General features: G+C 43.6%; 21 protein-coding genes. 11 read left to right on the top strand and 10 right to left on the bottom strand.

The genetic code is table 11. The annotated features are described in order from the left end of the window. The first annotated feature begins 50 nt into the window (after positions 1–50). From metG to NF865_RS07535, 4 genes are read left to right on the top strand one after another with little or no spacing between them, the layout of a single operon-like run. Positions 51–380: a methionine--tRNA ligase subunit beta gene (gene metG / locus NF865_RS07550; protein WP_253305619.1), complete on the top strand. Its 330-nt coding sequence runs from the start codon at positions 51–53 to the stop codon at positions 378–380. After that, the gene (speB, locus tag NF865_RS07545) at positions 381–1,214 is read left to right on the top strand and encodes an agmatinase (protein WP_253304137.1); all 834 of its coding nucleotides are present in this window, start codon (positions 381–383) and stop codon (positions 1,212–1,214) included. Positions 1,215–1,237: 23 nt separating this feature from the next. Continuing rightward, on the top strand, positions 1,238–2,380 hold the full coding sequence (gene thrC, locus NF865_RS07540; protein WP_253304136.1) for a threonine synthase: 1,143 nt from the start codon (positions 1,238–1,240) through the stop codon (positions 2,378–2,380). A gap of 5 nt (positions 2,381–2,385) precedes the next feature. Then, the gene (locus tag NF865_RS07535; RefSeq protein ID WP_253304135.1) at positions 2,386–3,171 is read left to right on the top strand and encodes a DODA-type extradiol aromatic ring-opening family dioxygenase; all 786 of its coding nucleotides are present in this window, start codon (positions 2,386–2,388) and stop codon (positions 3,169–3,171) included. A 1-nt stretch (position 3,172) separates the two neighbouring features. Here the strand turns inward: NF865_RS07535 and NF865_RS07530 are convergent, their stop codons facing one another. The 4 genes from NF865_RS07530 to NF865_RS07515 all read right to left on the bottom strand — a co-directional run bounded on the left by NF865_RS07530 (position 3,173) and on the right by NF865_RS07515 (position 6,556). Next, the gene (locus NF865_RS07530; RefSeq protein WP_253304134.1) at positions 3,173–3,970 is read right to left on the bottom strand and encodes a hypothetical protein; all 798 of its coding nucleotides are present in this window, start codon (positions 3,968–3,970) and stop codon (positions 3,173–3,175) included. Next, entirely contained in the window at positions 3,967–4,374 is a 408-nt protein-coding gene (locus NF865_RS07525) for a hypothetical protein (RefSeq protein WP_253304133.1), read from the bottom strand. The genes NF865_RS07530 and NF865_RS07525 overlap by 4 nt, the downstream gene beginning before the upstream one ends. A 35-nt stretch (positions 4,375–4,409) precedes the next feature. Then, positions 4,410–4,862, bottom strand: coding sequence for a hypothetical protein (locus NF865_RS07520; protein ID WP_494546323.1), 453 nt, complete (start codon positions 4,860–4,862; stop codon positions 4,410–4,412). Positions 4,863–4,969: 107 nt separating this feature from the next. Beyond that, positions 4,970–6,556 carry a hypothetical protein gene (locus tag NF865_RS07515; protein WP_253304131.1) on the bottom strand — a complete coding sequence of 529 codons (1,587 nt, stop codon included), beginning with the start codon at positions 6,554–6,556 and terminating at the stop codon, positions 4,970–4,972. 72 nt (positions 6,557–6,628) lie between these two features. On the opposite strand from NF865_RS07515, the gene NF865_RS07510 reads away from it, so the two are divergent. Continuing rightward, a complete protein-coding gene (locus NF865_RS07510) occupies positions 6,629–7,087 on the top strand; it encodes a protein-tyrosine phosphatase family protein (protein ID WP_253304130.1) in 459 nt (152 codons plus the stop codon). A 5-nt stretch (positions 7,088–7,092) separates the two neighbouring features. Here the strand turns inward: NF865_RS07510 and NF865_RS07505 are convergent, their stop codons facing one another. After that, positions 7,093–7,635 (bottom strand): nitroreductase family protein, encoded by a 543-nt coding sequence (locus tag NF865_RS07505; RefSeq protein WP_253304129.1) that lies wholly within the window; start codon positions 7,633–7,635, stop codon positions 7,093–7,095. Positions 7,636–7,678: 43 nt separating this feature from the next. Further along, the gene (locus NF865_RS07500) at positions 7,679–8,425 is read right to left on the bottom strand and encodes an MBL fold metallo-hydrolase (protein WP_253305618.1); all 747 of its coding nucleotides are present in this window, start codon (positions 8,423–8,425) and stop codon (positions 7,679–7,681) included. Positions 8,426–8,509: 84 nt separating this feature from the next. Between NF865_RS07500 and NF865_RS07495 the strand changes: the two genes are divergently transcribed. The 3 genes from NF865_RS07495 to NF865_RS07485 all read left to right on the top strand — a co-directional run bounded on the left by NF865_RS07495 (position 8,510) and on the right by NF865_RS07485 (position 10,474). Continuing rightward, complete coding sequence (locus NF865_RS07495) at positions 8,510–8,986, top strand: DUF5615 family PIN-like protein (RefSeq protein ID WP_253304128.1); 477 nt, start codon at positions 8,510–8,512, stop codon at positions 8,984–8,986. Between the two features lie 73 nt (positions 8,987–9,059). After that, entirely contained in the window at positions 9,060–9,752 is a 693-nt protein-coding gene (locus NF865_RS07490) for a 6-hydroxymethylpterin diphosphokinase MptE-like protein (protein WP_253304127.1), read from the top strand. Positions 9,753–9,862: 110 nt separating this feature from the next. Continuing rightward, positions 9,863–10,474 (top strand): hypothetical protein, encoded by a 612-nt coding sequence (locus tag NF865_RS07485; protein ID WP_253304126.1) that lies wholly within the window; start codon positions 9,863–9,865, stop codon positions 10,472–10,474. Between the two features lie 28 nt (positions 10,475–10,502). Here NF865_RS07485 and NF865_RS07480 read toward each other — a convergent pair whose 3' ends face one another. Continuing rightward, positions 10,503–12,398 (bottom strand): S9 family peptidase, encoded by a 1,896-nt coding sequence (locus NF865_RS07480; RefSeq protein ID WP_253304125.1) that lies wholly within the window; start codon positions 12,396–12,398, stop codon positions 10,503–10,505. Positions 12,399–12,463: 65 nt separating this feature from the next. Between NF865_RS07480 and NF865_RS07475 the strand changes: the two genes are divergently transcribed. Next, a complete protein-coding gene (locus tag NF865_RS07475) occupies positions 12,464–12,775 on the top strand; it encodes a hypothetical protein (RefSeq protein WP_253304124.1) in 312 nt (103 codons plus the stop codon). On the opposite strand, the gene NF865_RS07470 is transcribed toward NF865_RS07475, so the two are convergent. Then, the gene (locus tag NF865_RS07470) at positions 12,758–13,405 is read right to left on the bottom strand and encodes a serine/threonine protein kinase (RefSeq protein ID WP_253304123.1); all 648 of its coding nucleotides are present in this window, start codon (positions 13,403–13,405) and stop codon (positions 12,758–12,760) included. The genes NF865_RS07475 and NF865_RS07470 overlap by 18 nt on opposite strands. Before the next feature lie 57 nt (positions 13,406–13,462). Between NF865_RS07470 and NF865_RS07465 the strand changes: the two genes are divergently transcribed. Together NF865_RS07465 and NF865_RS07460 are read left to right on the top strand one after the other, a co-directional pair. Further along, the gene (locus tag NF865_RS07465) at positions 13,463–14,368 is read left to right on the top strand and encodes an acetamidase/formamidase family protein (RefSeq protein WP_253304122.1); all 906 of its coding nucleotides are present in this window, start codon (positions 13,463–13,465) and stop codon (positions 14,366–14,368) included. Positions 14,369–14,440: 72 nt separating this feature from the next. Beyond that, a complete protein-coding gene (locus NF865_RS07460; RefSeq protein ID WP_253304121.1) occupies positions 14,441–14,668 on the top strand; it encodes an Lrp/AsnC family transcriptional regulator in 228 nt (75 codons plus the stop codon). 48 nt (positions 14,669–14,716) lie between these two features. Here NF865_RS07460 and NF865_RS07455 read toward each other — a convergent pair whose 3' ends face one another. Both NF865_RS07455 and NF865_RS07450 read right to left on the bottom strand, forming a co-directional pair. Further along, positions 14,717–15,403: a TIGR00153 family protein gene (locus NF865_RS07455; RefSeq protein WP_253304120.1), complete on the bottom strand. Its 687-nt coding sequence runs from the start codon at positions 15,401–15,403 to the stop codon at positions 14,717–14,719. 6 nt (positions 15,404–15,409) lie between these two features. Continuing rightward, positions 15,410–16,636, bottom strand: coding sequence for an inorganic phosphate transporter (locus NF865_RS07450; protein WP_436317671.1), 1,227 nt, complete (start codon positions 16,634–16,636; stop codon positions 15,410–15,412). Between the last annotated feature and the right edge of the window lie 87 nt (positions 16,637–16,723).

The raw sequence follows: 16,723 nt of genomic DNA, 5'->3' as shown, positions 1-16,723 counted from the left end.
TAGGGAAAAACTCTAAATATTCCCCATCATACTAGTTTTTGGTGTTAGTTATGGAGCTCTACGATGTCAATGAATTCTGGAAGTTTGACCTTAGGGTTGGCCTTGTTAAGAAAGCTGAAAAGCTGAAGAGGACTAAAAAACTCATAAAACTCGAAGTGGACTTTGGAAATGAACAGAGAACAATAATAACTGGCTTGGCGGATCAGTATTCTCCAGAAGACCTTGAAGGGAAGAAGTTTATTTTCGTCCTAAATCTAAAGCCCAAGAAGCTATCCGGCGTGGAAAGCCAGGGAATGCTTATTGTAGCTGAAAGTGAGGACGGCAAGGTTTACCTTTTGCCCGTCCCAGATGAAGTGCCCGTAGGGACGAAGGTGTGGTAAATGCTTTTCGGAATTCCTCCCTCTGAGAAGCCAAACCTTTACATCCTTGGAATCCCTTGGGATGAATCATCCTCCTATAGGCGAGGCTGTGCCGAGGGCCCAGAAGTTATAAGAGAAGCAACGTCTGAGAAGCTCTACAACAGCTTCAACGAGAGTCTTGTGGATCTTGCTGAGCACTGGCGCTACAAGGACTTGGGAGATGTAAAAGCAGAGAGCTTTGAAGAGCTTGTTGAAAGAATTGACGACCTCGTTAAAAGCCATTACTCCGGAGAACTCTTCCTTTTCCTTGGAGGTGATCATTCCATAACCTATGCGACCTTCCGGGCTTTGAGAGAAGCGTCTAAAGAGGAATTCGGCCTCATATACTTTGATGCCCACCCAGACCTTTACTCCGAGTACGATGGGAACAAGTATTCCCATGCATGTACCGTGAGAAGGCTTGTGGAGGAAGGCTTCGTAAAAGGAAGAGACGTAGTCCAAATAGGGATTAGAGCCCCTACAAAAGAGCAAATTGACTTTGCAGAAGAGCACGGGATAAAAATAATTTCGGCCTCTGAGGTATATCGTTGCCAAGAAGTAGATGTACCTTTTGAGAAAGCTTATCTTTCCTTCGATATGGACGTTCTTGATCCGGCTTTTGCTCCAGGGGTTGGCAACCCTGAGCCTGGAGGACTAACCACGAGGGAGCTCGTTGAGGTTATAAAGAGCCTAAAAACAGAAGTTGTTGCCTTTGATGTTGTCGAACTCAACCCGGATTATGATTACAAAGGCATAACTGCCTTTGCTGCCGCAAAGGTAATTAGGGAAGTTTTAGGAAAAGCTGTGAAAATTTAGCTTTGCTGTTAGGAGGTTGGGCTATGCTAAGGTGTACATCATGTGGAAGGGAATATTCTTTGAGAAAACCCTACCAGAGGTGTGAATGCGGCGAACCCTTAGAGTTAGAGCTCTTTAAGGGTGTTCCGGGAATAGGAAAGAGAGTTTGGGAAAGGTTTTCGCAATTTTATCCCTTCGCGCTTGACTTGGAGTACAGCCTCGGGGAAGGAGACACTCCCCTAACAAAAGCGAAGCGTCTTTCAAAAGAACTTGGAGTTAAGCTTTACCTTAAAAACGAAACCACGAACCCAACGTGGAGCTTTAAGGATAGGGGAACGTTTATAGGTATTCACAGGGCTTTGGAGCTTGGCTTTAATAAAATTGGAACTGTCTCGACAGGCAACATGGCAGCGAGTGTTGCCGCCTATGGGGCGCGCTTTGGACTCGACACCTACATCCTTGTTTCGTCAAGCATAGCGGAAGAAAAACTTAAGGCTTTGGAGGCTTATGGGGCGAATATAATTAAAGTGCACGGGGATTACGGAGAGCTCTACTACAAAAGCCTTGAAATCGGGCGGAGAAAGGGCATATACTTCATAAACTCCGACGACCCGTTCAGAGTTGAGGGATACAAGAGCATAAGCTTTGAAATTGCTGAGGAAGTAACGCCCGATTACGTCGTAATCCCCACAAGCTCGGGCGGACTTTTCAGGGGCATTGTAAAGGGATTTTTAGAGCTCAAAGAGAGCGGGTTAATAGACAAACTCCCGACTTTTGTTGCCGTCCAAGCAGAGGGGTGCTCTCCAATATGCAGGGCCTTTAGTGAAGGCAGGCAAAAAATCGAGCGCTTTGAAAATCCCCACACTATAGCCCATGCCATAGAGAACCCCTACCCACCGAGCGGGAACGCAGTTTTGAGACTTTTGAATGAACTCAAAGGGCTCTGTGTTGCTGTTAGCGACGAGGAGATTTTAGAGGCTCAACAAGACCTCGGGAGAGAAGGCATCTTTGTCCAACCAGCCTCTGCAACGGGAATAGCTGCAATAAGAAAGTTTAGAGGTAAAATAGAAGAGAACGCAAAGGTTGTAAGCATTCTAACGGGTTCTGGGCTGAAAACTCTTAGCCACGTGAAAGCGGGCAAAATTATGGAGTGCACTTTGGAAAAACTTGAAGAATGCATGAGGTGAAAGCGATGTTGATCGGAGCCGCGATGATGCCCCACGGAAATCCTGTTCTCAAACCTGAAGATGAAGGGACGAGAAAGCTCGCAGAGGCTCTTAAGGAAATTGGCGAGGAATTCTCGAAGGCCGAGGCATATGTCATTATAAGCCCTCACAACATCCGCATGAGTGAAGCCCTCGGGGTTATAATGGCCGAAAATCTAATTTCGTGGCTTGGCTTTGGTGAAGTGCAACTTCCGGGAGAATACAAAACTGAGAAAGAGCTTGCCAGAGAGATATATCAGAGAGCAAAGGCTAACGGCCTACCTGTAGTTGATATAAACTTCGCATCACTAAGCGGGGAGTACTCCCGATTTCCCTTAACTTGGGGAGAACTTATACCCCTCCACTTTTTAGAAAAGAGACCTGTGGTGCTCTTAACGCCTGCAAGAAAAGTCTCAAGAGCAACTCTCGTCGAATTTGGTGAAGTGGTTGGAGAAGTCCTTGAAGAATATGACAAAAAGGTCGCTTTCATCGCGAGTGCTGACCACGCACATGCCCATGGAAACGGTCCCTACGGCTATGCGCCGGAAGCTAAAGAATACGATGAGCTCGTTATGAGGATAATCCAAGAGAACAGGCTTGAAAAGCTCCTTGAGATACCGGATGAGCTGATAAGCAAAGCTTTGCCCGATAGTTACTGGCAGCTGCTCGTCCTTTATGGCGTTCTAAAAAAGGTGCCTATGAAGGTTAAACTCGCGGAGTATGCATGCCCCTCATATTTTGGCATGGGGGCGGCTTTGTTCGTGAGGGAATAAGCTAGCTCAAAATTGAAGCCAACTCAGCAACTTCTTCTTTTTTTCCATAGAGGATTATCAACCTTCCATAGGCCATTACATCCGAGCATTCTAAGTATACGGCTTTGTTGCCCTGCTGAAGCATTGTGGCATTAATAAGCCTCCCGATGAAATTTCTCTTTTCTAGAGCCTCAGGAGGGACTTCCGTTCTTTGCCACCCTTTATTTTTGAGTTTCTCCTCCAAGTCTCGGAGGGCGTTCTCACATTTGGGACTCTCGTGGGAGTTAGGATAGACAAAAATCCCCATGTAAACGCCCGTTATGTTCTGGAATACAAATCCACTGCTTCCGTTGACTATTCCCTCTTCTCTCTTTAGGTATCCCCTAGGCCTAAGCCCATATTCTTTTGTCCAGTCCTTTTCCTCAAATGGAAGGGAGATTTCTCCAAAATATGGATTAACGTAGACTTCGTTTTCGTAGAGGGTGTAGTAGATAACTTTCTGCGGCGACGGCCCAATACGGGGGATGTTGATGGTGTATACAGAGATAAAAAGGGCGATAAGAAAGACTGCCAAAAAGGCTACCTTTGCAGGTTTTTCTTCTTTATAAATCTTCAACGCCGCAATTTTAGCCAAAAACCCCACAATAAGCGCAGAGAGAACAATCCCAATTCCAGTTATTATCGAAGAGGAAACACTATATGGAAAAAGTTTGGAAATATCGCTTATATCGAGCAATATCATTACAGCAATGCATATGGGGATTAAGAGAAGCAAAAGCACTGTAGATACCAAAATCATTGCGAGGGTTTGGCGCTTCATTGTGCTCCCTCCTTTAAGCGCGCTATAGAATAGTAGAATACCGCTCCCAAGAGGAAAGAAAGCACGGGGAATACATAAAAGACTAAGAGAATAAAGAACCCGGGGTCGTCGCTGTAGTGTGGATTAGAGCGAACGTCTTGGATTATTATCATTGCAAAAAGCGCTATTGAGGCTACAAGAGGAGAAATGCTGGCCAATATTCCAAATTCTGAGAGAGAAATTTGCATCTTCCATAGAAATAGGGCGGTTGTTAAAGCAACTGCAAGGGTTGGATAGACGAAATAGAGGATTTCAGGAGAAATTTTGCCGTATATGCTTTCAAGCTCTTCCAAAGCCATAGCTATTAAGGCCCACAGCGGAGTTGCAAAGATGAGAAAGAGGAAAGCTTTGGTAGTTTTTTCCATTTAGATCCCCCGAGTTAATATGTTGCTACGGATATTTATTTTTTTGCCAAGACCATCCACAAATCTTTCCCCTCTGTGTGGATGAAAACAAAAGTAATCTCTCCCTCAGGAAGTTCCTTAGTGTAGATTGAGACACAATATGAGTCAAGCTGAAACGGAATATACCAGTACGTAAATGAATCAATGATTGAGTTTCCCCTTTGGATTCTAAAGTCGATTCTCTGCCCTCCTGTGGTTGTGAGATTTTTTAGAGTGCCCCATGTTATCTGATAGCCTCTGAATGATGTCTCCCCAGCGAAGCTAAGGTTGCCAACACCTAAGACGGCATATTCATATAATTCTCCCTTTAGTCTAAGGGTTGTTTCATTTAGTATGGTCATGTTTAGGTATGCTGGGTCGCTTTGAGGGTTTAAAGGAGACTTTAGGGTAGTGTTGCATTTATTGAGGTTTTCTTTGGCTTCATTTAAAAAAGAGACAACCTCCGACATTAGACTTGGGGGAGAAGAAGGTTTAGAAGGGGATTGGTTTACACATAGAGAAGTTAAAACAACCAAAGAGAGAAGAAAAACAAAAAGAAACCTCTCCATGGGCATCACTATCCTTTCTCAATTTCTACAAGTCGTCCTTCACTTATTTTCACGGTCACGTTGTCTCCCTCTTTTAGGCTGAGCACTTTAAGGATGAGTTCGTCGCTCAGTTGATCTGTGCTTAAATAGAGAGTTTCGTTGTCAATTATCAGTATCCAGTGGGTGTTTCCGTTTTTAATATAGGAATAAATTCCTTCAATAACTCCGCTGACCTCTTTAACTTTGGCCCCTACTTGGCCATACAAAAGAAATGTCCTAACTTCATCCTCATCTTCAAAAATCTGCACTTCTTTGGTTTCTGCATTTACAAAGGCTATCTTCGCGATACCAGAGCCGCTTCTGGGAATTATCGCGACCCTCCACCAGAGCTCGCCGTTTAAGAAAATCGGTATTGGCTCAACGGCCATAAATTGGCTCCAATCGAACATTGGTAAGGCTTTCTTTACGTAATCTATGGCTTTTACTGGCCCCGTAAGCGGAGTTTCAAACTTTACCTGGCTCATTTCGCCGTTTTGAGCGTTAATTAAGTATATCGCCGCCAGCCCATGAGCTCTCCCGTATGGCTCTACCGCGACCATCCAGTATTCTTTCCCATCGTTGGCTATGACAAGGAAGGGTTGCCTGTTCCCTTGCTCGCTCACATCAATTAGCTCTATCTGGTTTTCGTGGTGCAGCCAGAGGTTCTTTATGTTCGAGAATACGCTTTCCTTCCAGTAATTTTGAGCATGAACGATCTTCCTCGTTAAGAGCTCCGGGAAAATCGGAAAGTCTTTCAAGCGTTCATCATTAATTGCCTCTTGAGGAGTTAAATCCTCTATGTTGCCTTCCTCATCAACGATTAAAACCCCTCCCCATTTGGGCACGGTGTAAAACACGCGGAAGCTGTACGAGGTATAGGGAACAACTATGTAAATTTTGCCCTCGTAGTAAAGTGCTCTTGGAACATCGAGATCTATTAGATAGTGCTTTTTGTAGAGGTTCCACTCAAGGTTGTCAAAAATCTGCATTCCGGGTCCAACTTGGAGCTCGTTTTCAATTCTTTCCATCCTTGCTTCAGTTGTGTTCATGTCAACAAAGAGAACCCCTTTATCTTTGAGCCTTATTGCGTTCCATGCTCCGTCTGGGACTATAAAGAAGCCCCAAACTGGTGTTCCATCCCTAATAGTTAAGTGCGACCACCCTAAGGTGTATCTGGCGTATTCTATAGTGTCAACGGCATAACGGTAAGCGGTTAGCTTGGGGAGAATCCTTATCTTACTGCTTGAAAGGTCAAGCTCACTTGAGACTTGGGTAGGGTGATACTCCTTGTAAAGGGCTGTATTCGAAAGAGCTCCAGTAAATATTGAGATAACAATTAGCGAGAGAATTACGACGGTAAAGAGAACTCCCAGCCAAGCGTTCCGTTTTGTATAATTCCCAGCGAGTTTTCTCTTCGAGCTGTAAATCAACACACCGGCTAATGCAATGAAAAGGTATATTATAGTTGGATTCCTGTAAAAGCCCATGATGATCCCATGAAACCACGGCCTAAAAAACCACAGAATTCCTCCAAAAACTAAAACTGACAGAAAGAGCATGAGCTTTTCTTTTCTCATTTTTCTCACCTTAACTAAAAATCAGCGTAAGAGTTTATAATGTTATCCGGCAAACTTTAATGGGATGTTAAAATGGTGTACCCAAAGTTCGTTGATAAGCACGTGGCCTTCTCTCCAATGCCATATCCCGAGGAGATTCCAGAGCTTGTGGGGAAGTTTGATGCTGTAGTTGTTCTTACCTACGAGTACGAGCTGTATTACGACTTGGAAGAGCTTACCAAAAGAGGAATCGAGGTGCTTTATGCTCCCATTGAGGACTTTACGGCACCCTCTCTAGAAGAACTGCTTGAAATCGTTAAGTGGATTTATAAGAGGGTCAAAGAAGGTAAAAAAGTTTTGATTCATTGCCTAGGTGGAAGCGGTAGAAGCGGGACTGTGGCAACTGCGTATTTAATGTATGCCTACGGGCTCTCTTTAAAGGAAGCCCTTGCAAGAGTGCGCTCTCTTAAACCCTCTGCCGTCGAAACGGAAGAACAAATGAAAGTGTTAGAGGAGCTTGAAGAGTACCTAAAACAAGGTAAGAAGAAATAGATAAGCTAGTCCCCATTATTTTCAAATTTTTCAAAGACAATAACATCTTCCAGGGATTTTCTCTCGTATTTTGGCTTTTCATCGTTGGGGTAACCCACCGGAAGTATTGTTTGCAGTTTGTAGTGCTTGGGAGCATTTACAAGTTCTTCAATTTCTTTGGGGGTGGGAGGAGTATAAGTTACCGTGCTAAGGCCTTCTTCCTCAAGAGCAAGTAGAAGGTATCCAACCGCGAGCCAAGTAGATTGAACTGCAAAAGGCGCCCTAACATCAGCAAACACAAGAACCAGATAAGGTGCTTCACTCAAAAAGGGCTTTTCCCATGTAAAACCTTTCTCCTGCAACCATTCTCCGAGTTTTCCTTTCATTTTCTCGTAGAATCTTTTCTCGCCTTCTTCACAAACCTCTCTAATCTTTCCTTTCATTTTGTCGCTCTCAACGATGAGAAAATGCCACGGCTGAGCATTCATTCCAGAGGGAGCTTCTTTAGCGGCTTCTATAGCTCTTAAGAGCTTCTCTATAGGGAAACGTTCTTTTTTGAATTTCCCCACGGTTTTCCTTTTTTTTGGCAAGTTCGAGTATCATCTTCTCACCTCACACATAAAAGAGCATCCCATCGTAGGCAACAAGGACTTTCCCTCTATATTTTTTCCTTATGTACTCATCGAGCATTAGAAACGGAAGGTTTTTGTGGGATATGTGGCTTAAGAGCGTTCTTTCTGCCAGTTTAAGACCTATCTCTGCACCCTCATCGACGTTGTTGTGGTATGGATCCTCTATGCCCGGTGAATACGTGGCATCCACTATAGCCAGCCGGAGGTTCTTCTCTTTCAATAATTCAAACGTTTCCTCGGGGAGCCCTTTGGTATCGTAAAGGACTGCAACGCTCTTATCGTCTTCCTCTATCAGGTAGCCGAGAGTCTCTATCTGGTGGTTAAGCTTTAAGGCAGTAATTCTAAGGGAGTCGATCTCCAAAACATCGCCCGCTTTGATAAACTTTACATCGATGTTCTTGGGGTCGTTGATCATAAGCCAGTCTGCATCTCCCTTTGGCGCATATAGAGTTGTTTTCTTCGCAATCCACCGGAGCTTATACAGACCATAGATGTGATCGTGGTGCCAGTGAGTTAAGAGAATCCCCTCCACTGGAACATGCAGTAAATCTCTAATGTCAGTTCCAACGTCTATAAGGACTGCTTTTTTGTTTTTGGTGATTATAGCTAGGGTTGATGGTTTCCTTTGGGCAAAGCCGAACTTTCTGGCCTCTTCACATGTTTGGCATGTGCATAGATGAGCAGGGATTCCTTCACTGCCCCCGGTGCCAATGAAATATACTATCATTTGAGCCACCCGAGTTAAAAATGATGAAGGGATTATAAGCTTTCTTCCAAAAGAGATTTATTGTATCACTCCAAACTAGCGTTGATGAGAAGGAAAAACCCAAAGTTTATTGCCGATATGATGCTCGGAAGGCTGGCAAGATGGCTGAGGTTATATGGTTACGATACACTCTATGGGATAAAGGATGACGAGGAAATTCTGAAGATAGCTAGAGAAGAAGGAAGGATTATCTTAACGAGGGACGAAGACCTTGCAAGAAGGTTTGAGAACTCCATTTTGATAAAATCCAACAAGTTCGAAGAGCAGGTAAAGCAGCTTATGGAACTGGGCTTCGAGTTCAATGAGCTGTTTCCAGAAAACGCGAGATGCCCAAAGTGCAATGGACTGATAAGAAGAGTGGAAAAAGAAGAAATCAAAGGAAAAATTCCAGAAGGTGTTTATGAGGACTACGACGAATTCTACATCTGTACTCAGTGTGGTCAAATCTATTGGCCCGGAAGGCAGTGGAGAGAAATGGTAAAAATCGACAGAAGGCTGAGAAACCTAAAGAAAGACACGTAGCTCGGATGGGAGTTTTGCGCTGTGCAGCCTTCACAGCAAAATCCCTATAAGGCGAAATGTTGTAGATGGCAACATGAACTGGCAGCAGTGGGAACCATTTTACCTCCAAATCGTCAGTAAGATGGGGTACGATATAGAGGAAGACAGAAAAGCCGCGCTTTTATTGAGGAAACTCTTGCTGGAGAATGAGAACTACATTTTGGCTGAAACTATTAAGGAGAGAATTAAAGAAAAGGTCTATGTCTTCGGAGCTGGCCCAAGCTTGGAAAAAGGGCTTAGCGAAGGAAAATTTAGCGGAACTTTAATAGCCTCTGATGGCTCCACTTCTGCTCTTCTCGAATATGGGATTGTACCAGATGTCATCGTTACGGATTTGGATGGACGTTTTGATGACATAAAGAGGGCAAATGATCTCGGCGCTTACGTCGTTGTTCATTCACATGGAGACAACATGGATAAGCTCAAAGCCTATGTCCCAAAGCTCAAGAACATTCTGGGGACGTGTCAAACGGAGCCTTTGGATATTGTTTACAATTTTGGCGGCTTTACTGATGGAGACAGGGCGGTTTTTCTCGCGGAAGAGCTTGGAGCGAAGGAGATATTTCTAGTCGGATTTGATTTTGGAGAAATTGTTGGAAAATGGAGCAAGCCGTATCTGAAGGAGCACAGCCCGATATGGGAAAGCAAGAGGAAAAAGTTCAAAATAGCACAAACCCTTCTGGAGTGGCTCGAAAAGAATGGAAGGGCAAAGATAACAAAACTTTAAGCTCAGACACTCCCGTAGTCATCACAATTCAGATGGTCAAAGTCTCATCATTGCCCTTTTGTCTTAAAAGAGTAGCAAAATTCTTAAACTTTGTGGAGTATCTATACAAAGTGGTAGGCATGAAAAAAGCTGTTCCTTTTGCCTTAGGCATCTCTGCAGTGCTTGTTTTAGTGAGTCTTTATTATGCTACTCACAGCGAAAAATACGCCTTCTGGCAGACGATAGATACTGTGGAGTTCTATCTTAAAGATAACAACACAGGTTCAATATTTGCAGGGACTCTTTTTGCCCAAACTAATGGAGAGCTCAAGAGGGTTGTTTTGATTGGATGGGTTAATATCACGGAGTCAGACTTTGGAGGAGCACTTGTTGGCATACCTCACGGCTGGAGACTGATAAGTGCAGAAACAGATTATAGGGACAAGAATCTCACAAATATTTCCGATTGGATGGATGTTCTCGTTACAAATGATCCTGCCTCTTCAGCGAGGTATCGCATATTCATAGGGCCTGCTGCTCATGGGATGCCAATTCAGCATCCTTGTGGTGGAGGAACGGGGAACATTTTTGTCGAGTTAGTCCCGGAAGAGGACTCCAAGAACTTAACGGTGAAACTGGGCGTGGGAAGTGATTTTAAAGTTCTTGAGGATGGAAGAAAAGTTTTAGTGCTTGCAACGACCTCCAAGAATGTAACAATCGAATTTGATGAGCAGCAAAAATAATAAAGTGGCTTAAAAATTAGGGGAAAGGTTATTTTGCATTTTCACTTTTTAGAATCTTCTCTACATCAAAGCCTTTCTTGTACTTCTTGAGTTTTCTCTCAAAGAACTCCATGAAGAGCTTGTACCTTTTTGCCCTATGCCTTGGAGAACTCCTTAAACTGTGCCCATGGGCACCGCGCTTAAAGATTGCAATGTACGCTTCCTTGCCCAAATCCTTAAGCACGTGGTAGAACATCACACTCTGGTCGAGTGGACAGCGGTAGTCCTCAAGCGAGTGAATGAGCAACAAGGGTGCCTTGACATTCTTGGCATAAAAGAGCGGGCTCAGCTTCTTGTAGTTTTCGTTTTCAAGCGGATTGTCGCCTATAACCTCCTTATCAAACCACAGCCCTATGTCTGAAAACGCATAGCTTGTAAGCCAGTAGCTTATGCCGTTTTCACTTATTCCCGCTTTAAACAGGTCGCTTTGCGTCACCGCCCAGTTCGTCATGAATCCACCATAGCTTATGCCAGTTATCCCAACTCTTTCCCTATCCGCTTGAGGTTCAAGCTCGAAGAACTTCTCCACTCCGTTGAGGATGTCCTGGAAGTCCTCCAAGCCAGTCCTCTCAAGAACTCTCAAAGCAAAGTCTTCATCGTAACCGTTGCTTCCTCTTGGGTTGACGAAGACTATATAATAGCCTTTATCGGCCATTAGCTGCATCTCGTACTTGAAGTAGTAGCCGTACATTCCCTTGGGTCCGCCGTGGACGAATACTATTACTGGGGCTTTTTCTCCCTCTTTGATGTCGGGCTTTATGTACCATCCATCGAGCTCCAAATCAAGGCTCTTGAAGCGGAAGTGGTTTATCGGCCTTGTTTTGAGCTTTGCAAAGATTGGGCCGTTGTAATCGGTTACTTGCTTTAGTTCTCCGTCCCAGAGGTAGAGTTCCCTTAATCTCGTGTCGGTCTCCTTGAGGAGTGCTACCTTTCCGTCTCCGCTTACGTCAAACCCCATGACCCAAGAGTTGTCCTCCACTATGGGAACTAATGCCTCTCCTTCAAGCTTGTAGAGGCTTATCTTACCTTCTTTTGCCATGGTGAAGTAAACGTTTCCTTTCTCATCAAGCTTTCCCTGATCGTTGTTGTAGATGAAGCGCTCTGTTAAAGGCTTGAGCTCCCCTCCATCCCAGAGATAAAGGAAGTTGTGCTCACTCCTCTTCTCTTTCTTTGGTTTCCCGTGTAGAAGAACGGCCTTTCCGTTGGAATCAACGGCCGCATATGAGACCCCTTCAAAGATTTTTTCGCTCTTTCCGTCCTTGTAGGTGTAGATGTCGTAGAACTTGAAAAATTGGAGCTTTCCGTCCATTCTATGGGGGACGTTGTATATAACCTCATCTCCGTGCCATATTGCGGAGGAGAACCTTTCTGCCTCGAACTCCTCAAGAACTTCCTCACTTTCGGTGTCCACTATCCAGAATGTTGTCTTTTCACCATCAAAGAAACCCTTTGCATCGAACCATACAGGAACATCTTCCTCAAAGAAAAAGTCCTCGTCATCTCTCCTCTTGAAGCCGGTTATCAAAATCCTCCTATCGTCTTCGTTCCAGCTCACGTCAAGGATATTCTTTGCTTCAAGGACTTTCTTTCCGCTCATTGAGCTCAGGTCATAAAGCCAGACTTCTGTAGTTTTCTTTTCTTCATTTGGTCTTATGAATGTTATTTTCTTCCCACTTGGGGAGAATCTGGGCATAGAAGCATTTTCGATAAACTTTTTCCCGCCGGTTTCGATTTCCTCAACCACTATGGTGTTTTCATACTTGTTGTCCTTCAGATTTGCCTTTGTTAGGACGTATGCAACTTTCTTTCCATCTCTTGATATTCTTGGGTCGCTTAGGTAGGCAAACTTAGAAAATGTCTTTTCATTCCATTCGATCTTATTCATAACGCTATCACCAACATGTAAGTAAAGCCCCAAATTATTTAAAGTTAATTGACGAGCTATACCTCATGAAAAGTGAATACGCTGTGTTGGGAATACTTTTAATTGGCCTTGTCGTTTCAGTAGTGTTTAAAACCTATATTGGCGTGGCAATAGCTGCCCTGGGGATTCCCCTGTATCTCGCTTATATATCCAGGGAGATGAACATTCTTGCGAAGTCCAGAATCTTTGACCGAGATTTGTTTGTAATGATAGGGATAACGATTTTCGTAATTCTTCTCTTTGAGTACCTCATTGATCCAAGAATAGGGCTCATTATTGCAGCGGTTTTAATTCCCTTATCAATATTGGTATGGGACAGGCTAAAGAGTAGAGAGTAGCTCCCTAAGCTTTTCAATGTTTTTTGTCTTCTTGTATTCTCTCAGTGCATCTCTCAAGGAAGTCAGGAAATTTTGATCCAGGTGGAACTTCTCCCGAACTCTTTTTGCAATAACATTGTTGCTGAGAAATATCATCGCCATTGCGGCGGTTACGTTCTTTGGTTTTCGGAAGCCTGCTTTTTCAAAGTCGATTATCCAAACGTTGTCTCCAATTATGATGTGCTTTCCTCCCTGTATTTGCCCATGATCAATGCCCAAAACATCGAGCTGGTACGTTTTTTCGAGTATCTGGAGGAGATGCTTTTTTTGAGGAGTTGAGTAAAGCAGAGGTTCGCCCTCGGCAAATTCTCTCACCAAGAATTCTTTCCCTTCAAAAACCCCATAATCAACTAAGTGTGGGGTTATTCCCTTTCCTTCAAGGATCTTCAGGATTTTTGCTTCTTTTTTGAAATTTTTTCTCGGCGAGTCTGGCCTTTCAAGCTTTATAATGACTTTTTTGCCCTTTTTATTTCCAATAAAGACTAAGCTAGTCGTCCCCTTGGAGTAGAACTCTTCCAGCTTAATCCCCCTTTCTCTAAGAAAATCCTTGAACCTATCGAGCTCTTCCTGACTTATTATATATCCAAGCATTTTTCTCCCCGATAATTTAATTAGGGTTGCCGAGATATTTTAAACTTGGTGGTGTACGTGATCTTCATAGACAAATCTAAGCATATTTTTGCGTTTGGGCCAAACCTTAAGCCCATTGCAGAAGCAGAAAACGGAGAAATAGTAGTTTTTGAGACCTTAGATGCCCTCTCCAACCAGATAACATCCGAAGAACAAACTCTAGAGGCTGTTGACTTCTCGAAGGTCAATCCCGCAACGGGCCCGCTTTATGTGAAAGGTGCCAAGCCTGGAGATGCGCTAAAAGTCGACATTTTGGACATAGAGGTCGCAAATAGGGGAGTAGTCGTTACTGCGCCCCATGCTGGAGTGCTCGGAGATGAAGTCAAAAAGCCAAAAACAAAGGTCTGCGAGATCAAAGACGGTTATGTTTACTTTGGAGATATTAGGATACCCGCAAGGCCCATGATAGGAGTCATCGGCGTTGCCTCTCTGGAAGAGATTCCATGTGGTGAACCGGGCAGGCATGGAGGAAACATGGACACCAAACTCATACGGAAGGGCACGACCCTTTACCTACCAGTGTTTGTTGAAGGGGGACTGCTAGCCATTGGAGACCTTCACGCCGTGATGGGAGACGGAGAGGTCTGTGTCTCAGCGTGTGAAGTCCCGGGAAAAGTAACGACAAGGGTCAGCGTCTTAGAAGACATGGCTCCTCCTTATCCAGTGCTTGAGACGGAGGATTCGTTGTATTTACTCGTCTCCGAGGAAAATCTATGGGATGCTATTAAGCGGGCGACTGAGCTTGGTGTTAAAGTTCTTCAAAAAGCCCTCAACTTAAGCTGGGATGAAGCGTATATGCTTGGGAGCCTTATATTAGATATCGAGATAAGCCAGCTGGTGGATCCGAAGAAGACCGTAAGGGTAAGGATTCCAAAGGAGTACGTGTCAGCAAAGGACGCTCTAAGGGCTTTGTCTTTGGAGTAGTTTGTCATTTTTTCCTTATTGATGACGATAACCTTAAATACTCAAAAAACCAAATACTATTGGTGGTAAGCTATGGTGACGGCGTTTATTTTGATGGTGACAGCCGCTGGAAAGGAAAGGGAAGTTATGGAGAAACTTCTTACATATCCGGAAGTAAAGGAAGCATATGTGGTTTATGGAGAATACGACCTTGTAGTTAAGGTTGAAACAGATACCCTCAAAGACTTGGACCACTTCATAACAGAAAAAATAAGGAAGATGCCCGAGATACAGATGACTTCAACAATGATAGCTATCTGAAATCTTTTTCCAACTTTTCTTGGGAAATAAAAATTAGCAAAAGGAGCTTCACTTATTCATCATCAATCTTATTCTCTCTGCCGCGTCTTTTGCCTTATCTGATATGTTGCTCAATGTTTTTGCAATGTTGAGGAGATACATTCCAACTCCCCACTCCAACCTGCTGGAGTTCTTGAAGATTATCTCCATGAACTTGGTGTCGAGTTCGTCTATTTTGTGTTCGACGCTTTCTATCTCCTTGATTATCTCATATTCTCTCTCAATTTCTTTTTCTCCAAAGCCGCTCTCTATGACCCTATCCATTTGGACTATTGCTTCATAAACAAGTTTCGCCGCCTTAATGCTTTCTTGGCTCATCTTCATTATCAAACTTTTTACCTCTTCTTTGATGTCTTCGGGGATATCGTTTGGGTCTCTAACAAGAAGCCACTTAGCTGTGTTTTCGGCAGCGTCAGCTATCTTGTCTTGCATTTGCAGATATCTCAAAATGTCGCCTCTATTAACAGGCATAAACAACTTTGAACTTAAACTGTCCCTTATTTCTTGCTTGATTTTGTCAGCAAAATCTTCAAGGTCATCAACTTTTCGAGCGTAATTTCTCATTGTTTCACAATCGCCCATCTCCCACGCTTTAAGGGCTTTTTCTAAGACCTCTACCGTCTCCAAAACAACTTCAGCGTGCTTTATTAAAGGTTTAAACGGACTTTTGGCAAATAACTTTGTCCAAACCTGCATTATTTTTCACCCCGCAATCATTAGTATCTTAAATATAATCCCCGAAACTATGGCCGCTACAGGCACAGTAACGAACCATGATATAACTATATCTTTAACGACTTCTTTGTTTATTGCTTTTACTCCTCTCGCAAGACCGACACCTATAACAGCTCCCACAACTGTGTGTGTAGTGGAAATTGGCAACCCCAACGCCGAAGCTATTAATACTACACTTGCGGCTGAAAAGTTTATACTAAACCCTCTTGTATTAGTCAGTTCTGTGATCTTCTTTCCTACTGTCTCCATAACCTTATATCCATAAGTTGCAACACCAACGGCTATTCCTAAACCACCCATAGCTAGAATCCATTTTGGCACGGGTACTTCCATTCCAGCCAAACCCATTGTCGCTACCGTATAGACTGCTGCAACAGGTCCTATGGCATTTGCGACATCATTTGCACCGTGAGAAAGTGCTAAATAGGCAGAGATCGGCACTTGTACCTTTTTAAATATGGATTCGGCACCCAAATAAGGATCATCTGTCTTAAAGTTTCTCCGTAAAAGTACAAAACTTATTAAAAATGCCCCAGTGCCAATTGGAATTCCATACTTTGTTACTGCAATTAACATCGAGTCTTCGTGCATAACTTTTATGTAAAACATCGAACCTATGATTACAAAAGTGATTCCTATCCAGAATGGCACCCATTTTTTAGCGCTCTCTATTGGGTCCTTTTGCTGGAGTATTGTTCTAGAGATAAGTTTTATGACGACAAACGCTACCACTGCACCAAATACTGGCGAGAGTATCCAGCTTGCAACAACTTGGGCCAATCTGCCCCAGTTTACTATTGAAGTTCCGGCATACACTATACCATAGCCGACGATACCACCTACGATTGAATGGGTAGTTGATACAGGTAATCCAAACTTTGATGCAAACAACAACCACAGAGAGGCTGCAAAAAGAGCGGCAACGGAACCATAAACAATAACATTGGGATCATTTATTTGAGACACATCGATTATTCCCTTTCTTACAGTTTCGGTAACGCTTTTTCCAAAAAGATAGGCACCGGTAAATTCAAGCACACCAGCGATTAAAACTGCCTGTCTTGGGGTTATTGCTCCAGCACCGACAGCGGTACTCATGGAGTTTGCGGCATCGTTTGCGCCTATCGCCCAAGCCATGAAAAAACCAACGGCAATTGTAATGAGGAGCCACGGATCGCTAAGCAGCTCAATCATTCTCATCACCGATGCAAGCTAAATAGCATGTTATAAATACTTTGCCGCAATAGAATATAGTTCAATACTGTGAACTATATAGAATAT

Origin of the sequence: Thermococcus aggregans (assembly GCF_024022995.1) — an archaeon.
GTDB classification, from domain to species: domain Archaea; phylum Methanobacteriota_B; class Thermococci; order Thermococcales; family Thermococcaceae; genus Thermococcus_A; species Thermococcus_A aggregans.
The sequence above is the reverse complement of the archived record's forward strand: the minus strand, read 5'-3'. Positions and strand labels throughout refer to the sequence as shown.

Coding starts and splice junctions, on each gene's coding strand:
- metG (WP_253305619.1), top strand. CDS start 51: ATGGAGCTCTACGATGTCAATGAATTCTGGAAGTTTGACCTTAGGGTT.
- speB (WP_253304137.1), top strand. CDS start 381: ATGCTTTTCGGAATTCCTCCCTCTGAGAAGCCAAACCTTTACATCCTT.
- thrC (WP_253304136.1), top strand. CDS start 1,238: ATGCTAAGGTGTACATCATGTGGAAGGGAATATTCTTTGAGAAAACCC.
- NF865_RS07535 (WP_253304135.1), top strand. CDS start 2,386: ATGTTGATCGGAGCCGCGATGATGCCCCACGGAAATCCTGTTCTCAAA.
- NF865_RS07530 (WP_253304134.1), bottom strand. CDS start 3,970: ATGAAGCGCCAAACCCTCGCAATGATTTTGGTATCTACAGTGCTTTTG.
- NF865_RS07525 (WP_253304133.1), bottom strand. CDS start 4,374: ATGGAAAAAACTACCAAAGCTTTCCTCTTTCTCATCTTTGCAACTCCG.
- NF865_RS07520 (WP_494546323.1), bottom strand. CDS start 4,862: ATGTCGGAGGTTGTCTCTTTTTTAAATGAAGCCAAAGAAAACCTCAAT.
- NF865_RS07515 (WP_253304131.1), bottom strand. CDS start 6,556: ATGAGAAAAGAAAAGCTCATGCTCTTTCTGTCAGTTTTAGTTTTTGGA.
- NF865_RS07510 (WP_253304130.1), top strand. CDS start 6,629: ATGGTGTACCCAAAGTTCGTTGATAAGCACGTGGCCTTCTCTCCAATG.
- NF865_RS07500 (WP_253305618.1), bottom strand. CDS start 8,425: ATGATAGTATATTTCATTGGCACCGGGGGCAGTGAAGGAATCCCTGCT.
- NF865_RS07495 (WP_253304128.1), top strand. CDS start 8,510: ATGAGAAGGAAAAACCCAAAGTTTATTGCCGATATGATGCTCGGAAGG.
- NF865_RS07490 (WP_253304127.1), top strand. CDS start 9,060: ATGAACTGGCAGCAGTGGGAACCATTTTACCTCCAAATCGTCAGTAAG.
- NF865_RS07480 (WP_253304125.1), bottom strand. CDS start 12,398: ATGAATAAGATCGAATGGAATGAAAAGACATTTTCTAAGTTTGCCTAC.
- NF865_RS07475 (WP_253304124.1), top strand. CDS start 12,464: ATGAAAAGTGAATACGCTGTGTTGGGAATACTTTTAATTGGCCTTGTC.
- NF865_RS07470 (WP_253304123.1), bottom strand. CDS start 13,405: ATGCTTGGATATATAATAAGTCAGGAAGAGCTCGATAGGTTCAAGGAT.
- NF865_RS07460 (WP_253304121.1), top strand. CDS start 14,441: ATGGTGACGGCGTTTATTTTGATGGTGACAGCCGCTGGAAAGGAAAGG.
- NF865_RS07455 (WP_253304120.1), bottom strand. CDS start 15,403: ATGCAGGTTTGGACAAAGTTATTTGCCAAAAGTCCGTTTAAACCTTTA.
- NF865_RS07450 (WP_436317671.1), bottom strand. CDS start 16,636: ATGATTGAGCTGCTTAGCGATCCGTGGCTCCTCATTACAATTGCCGTT.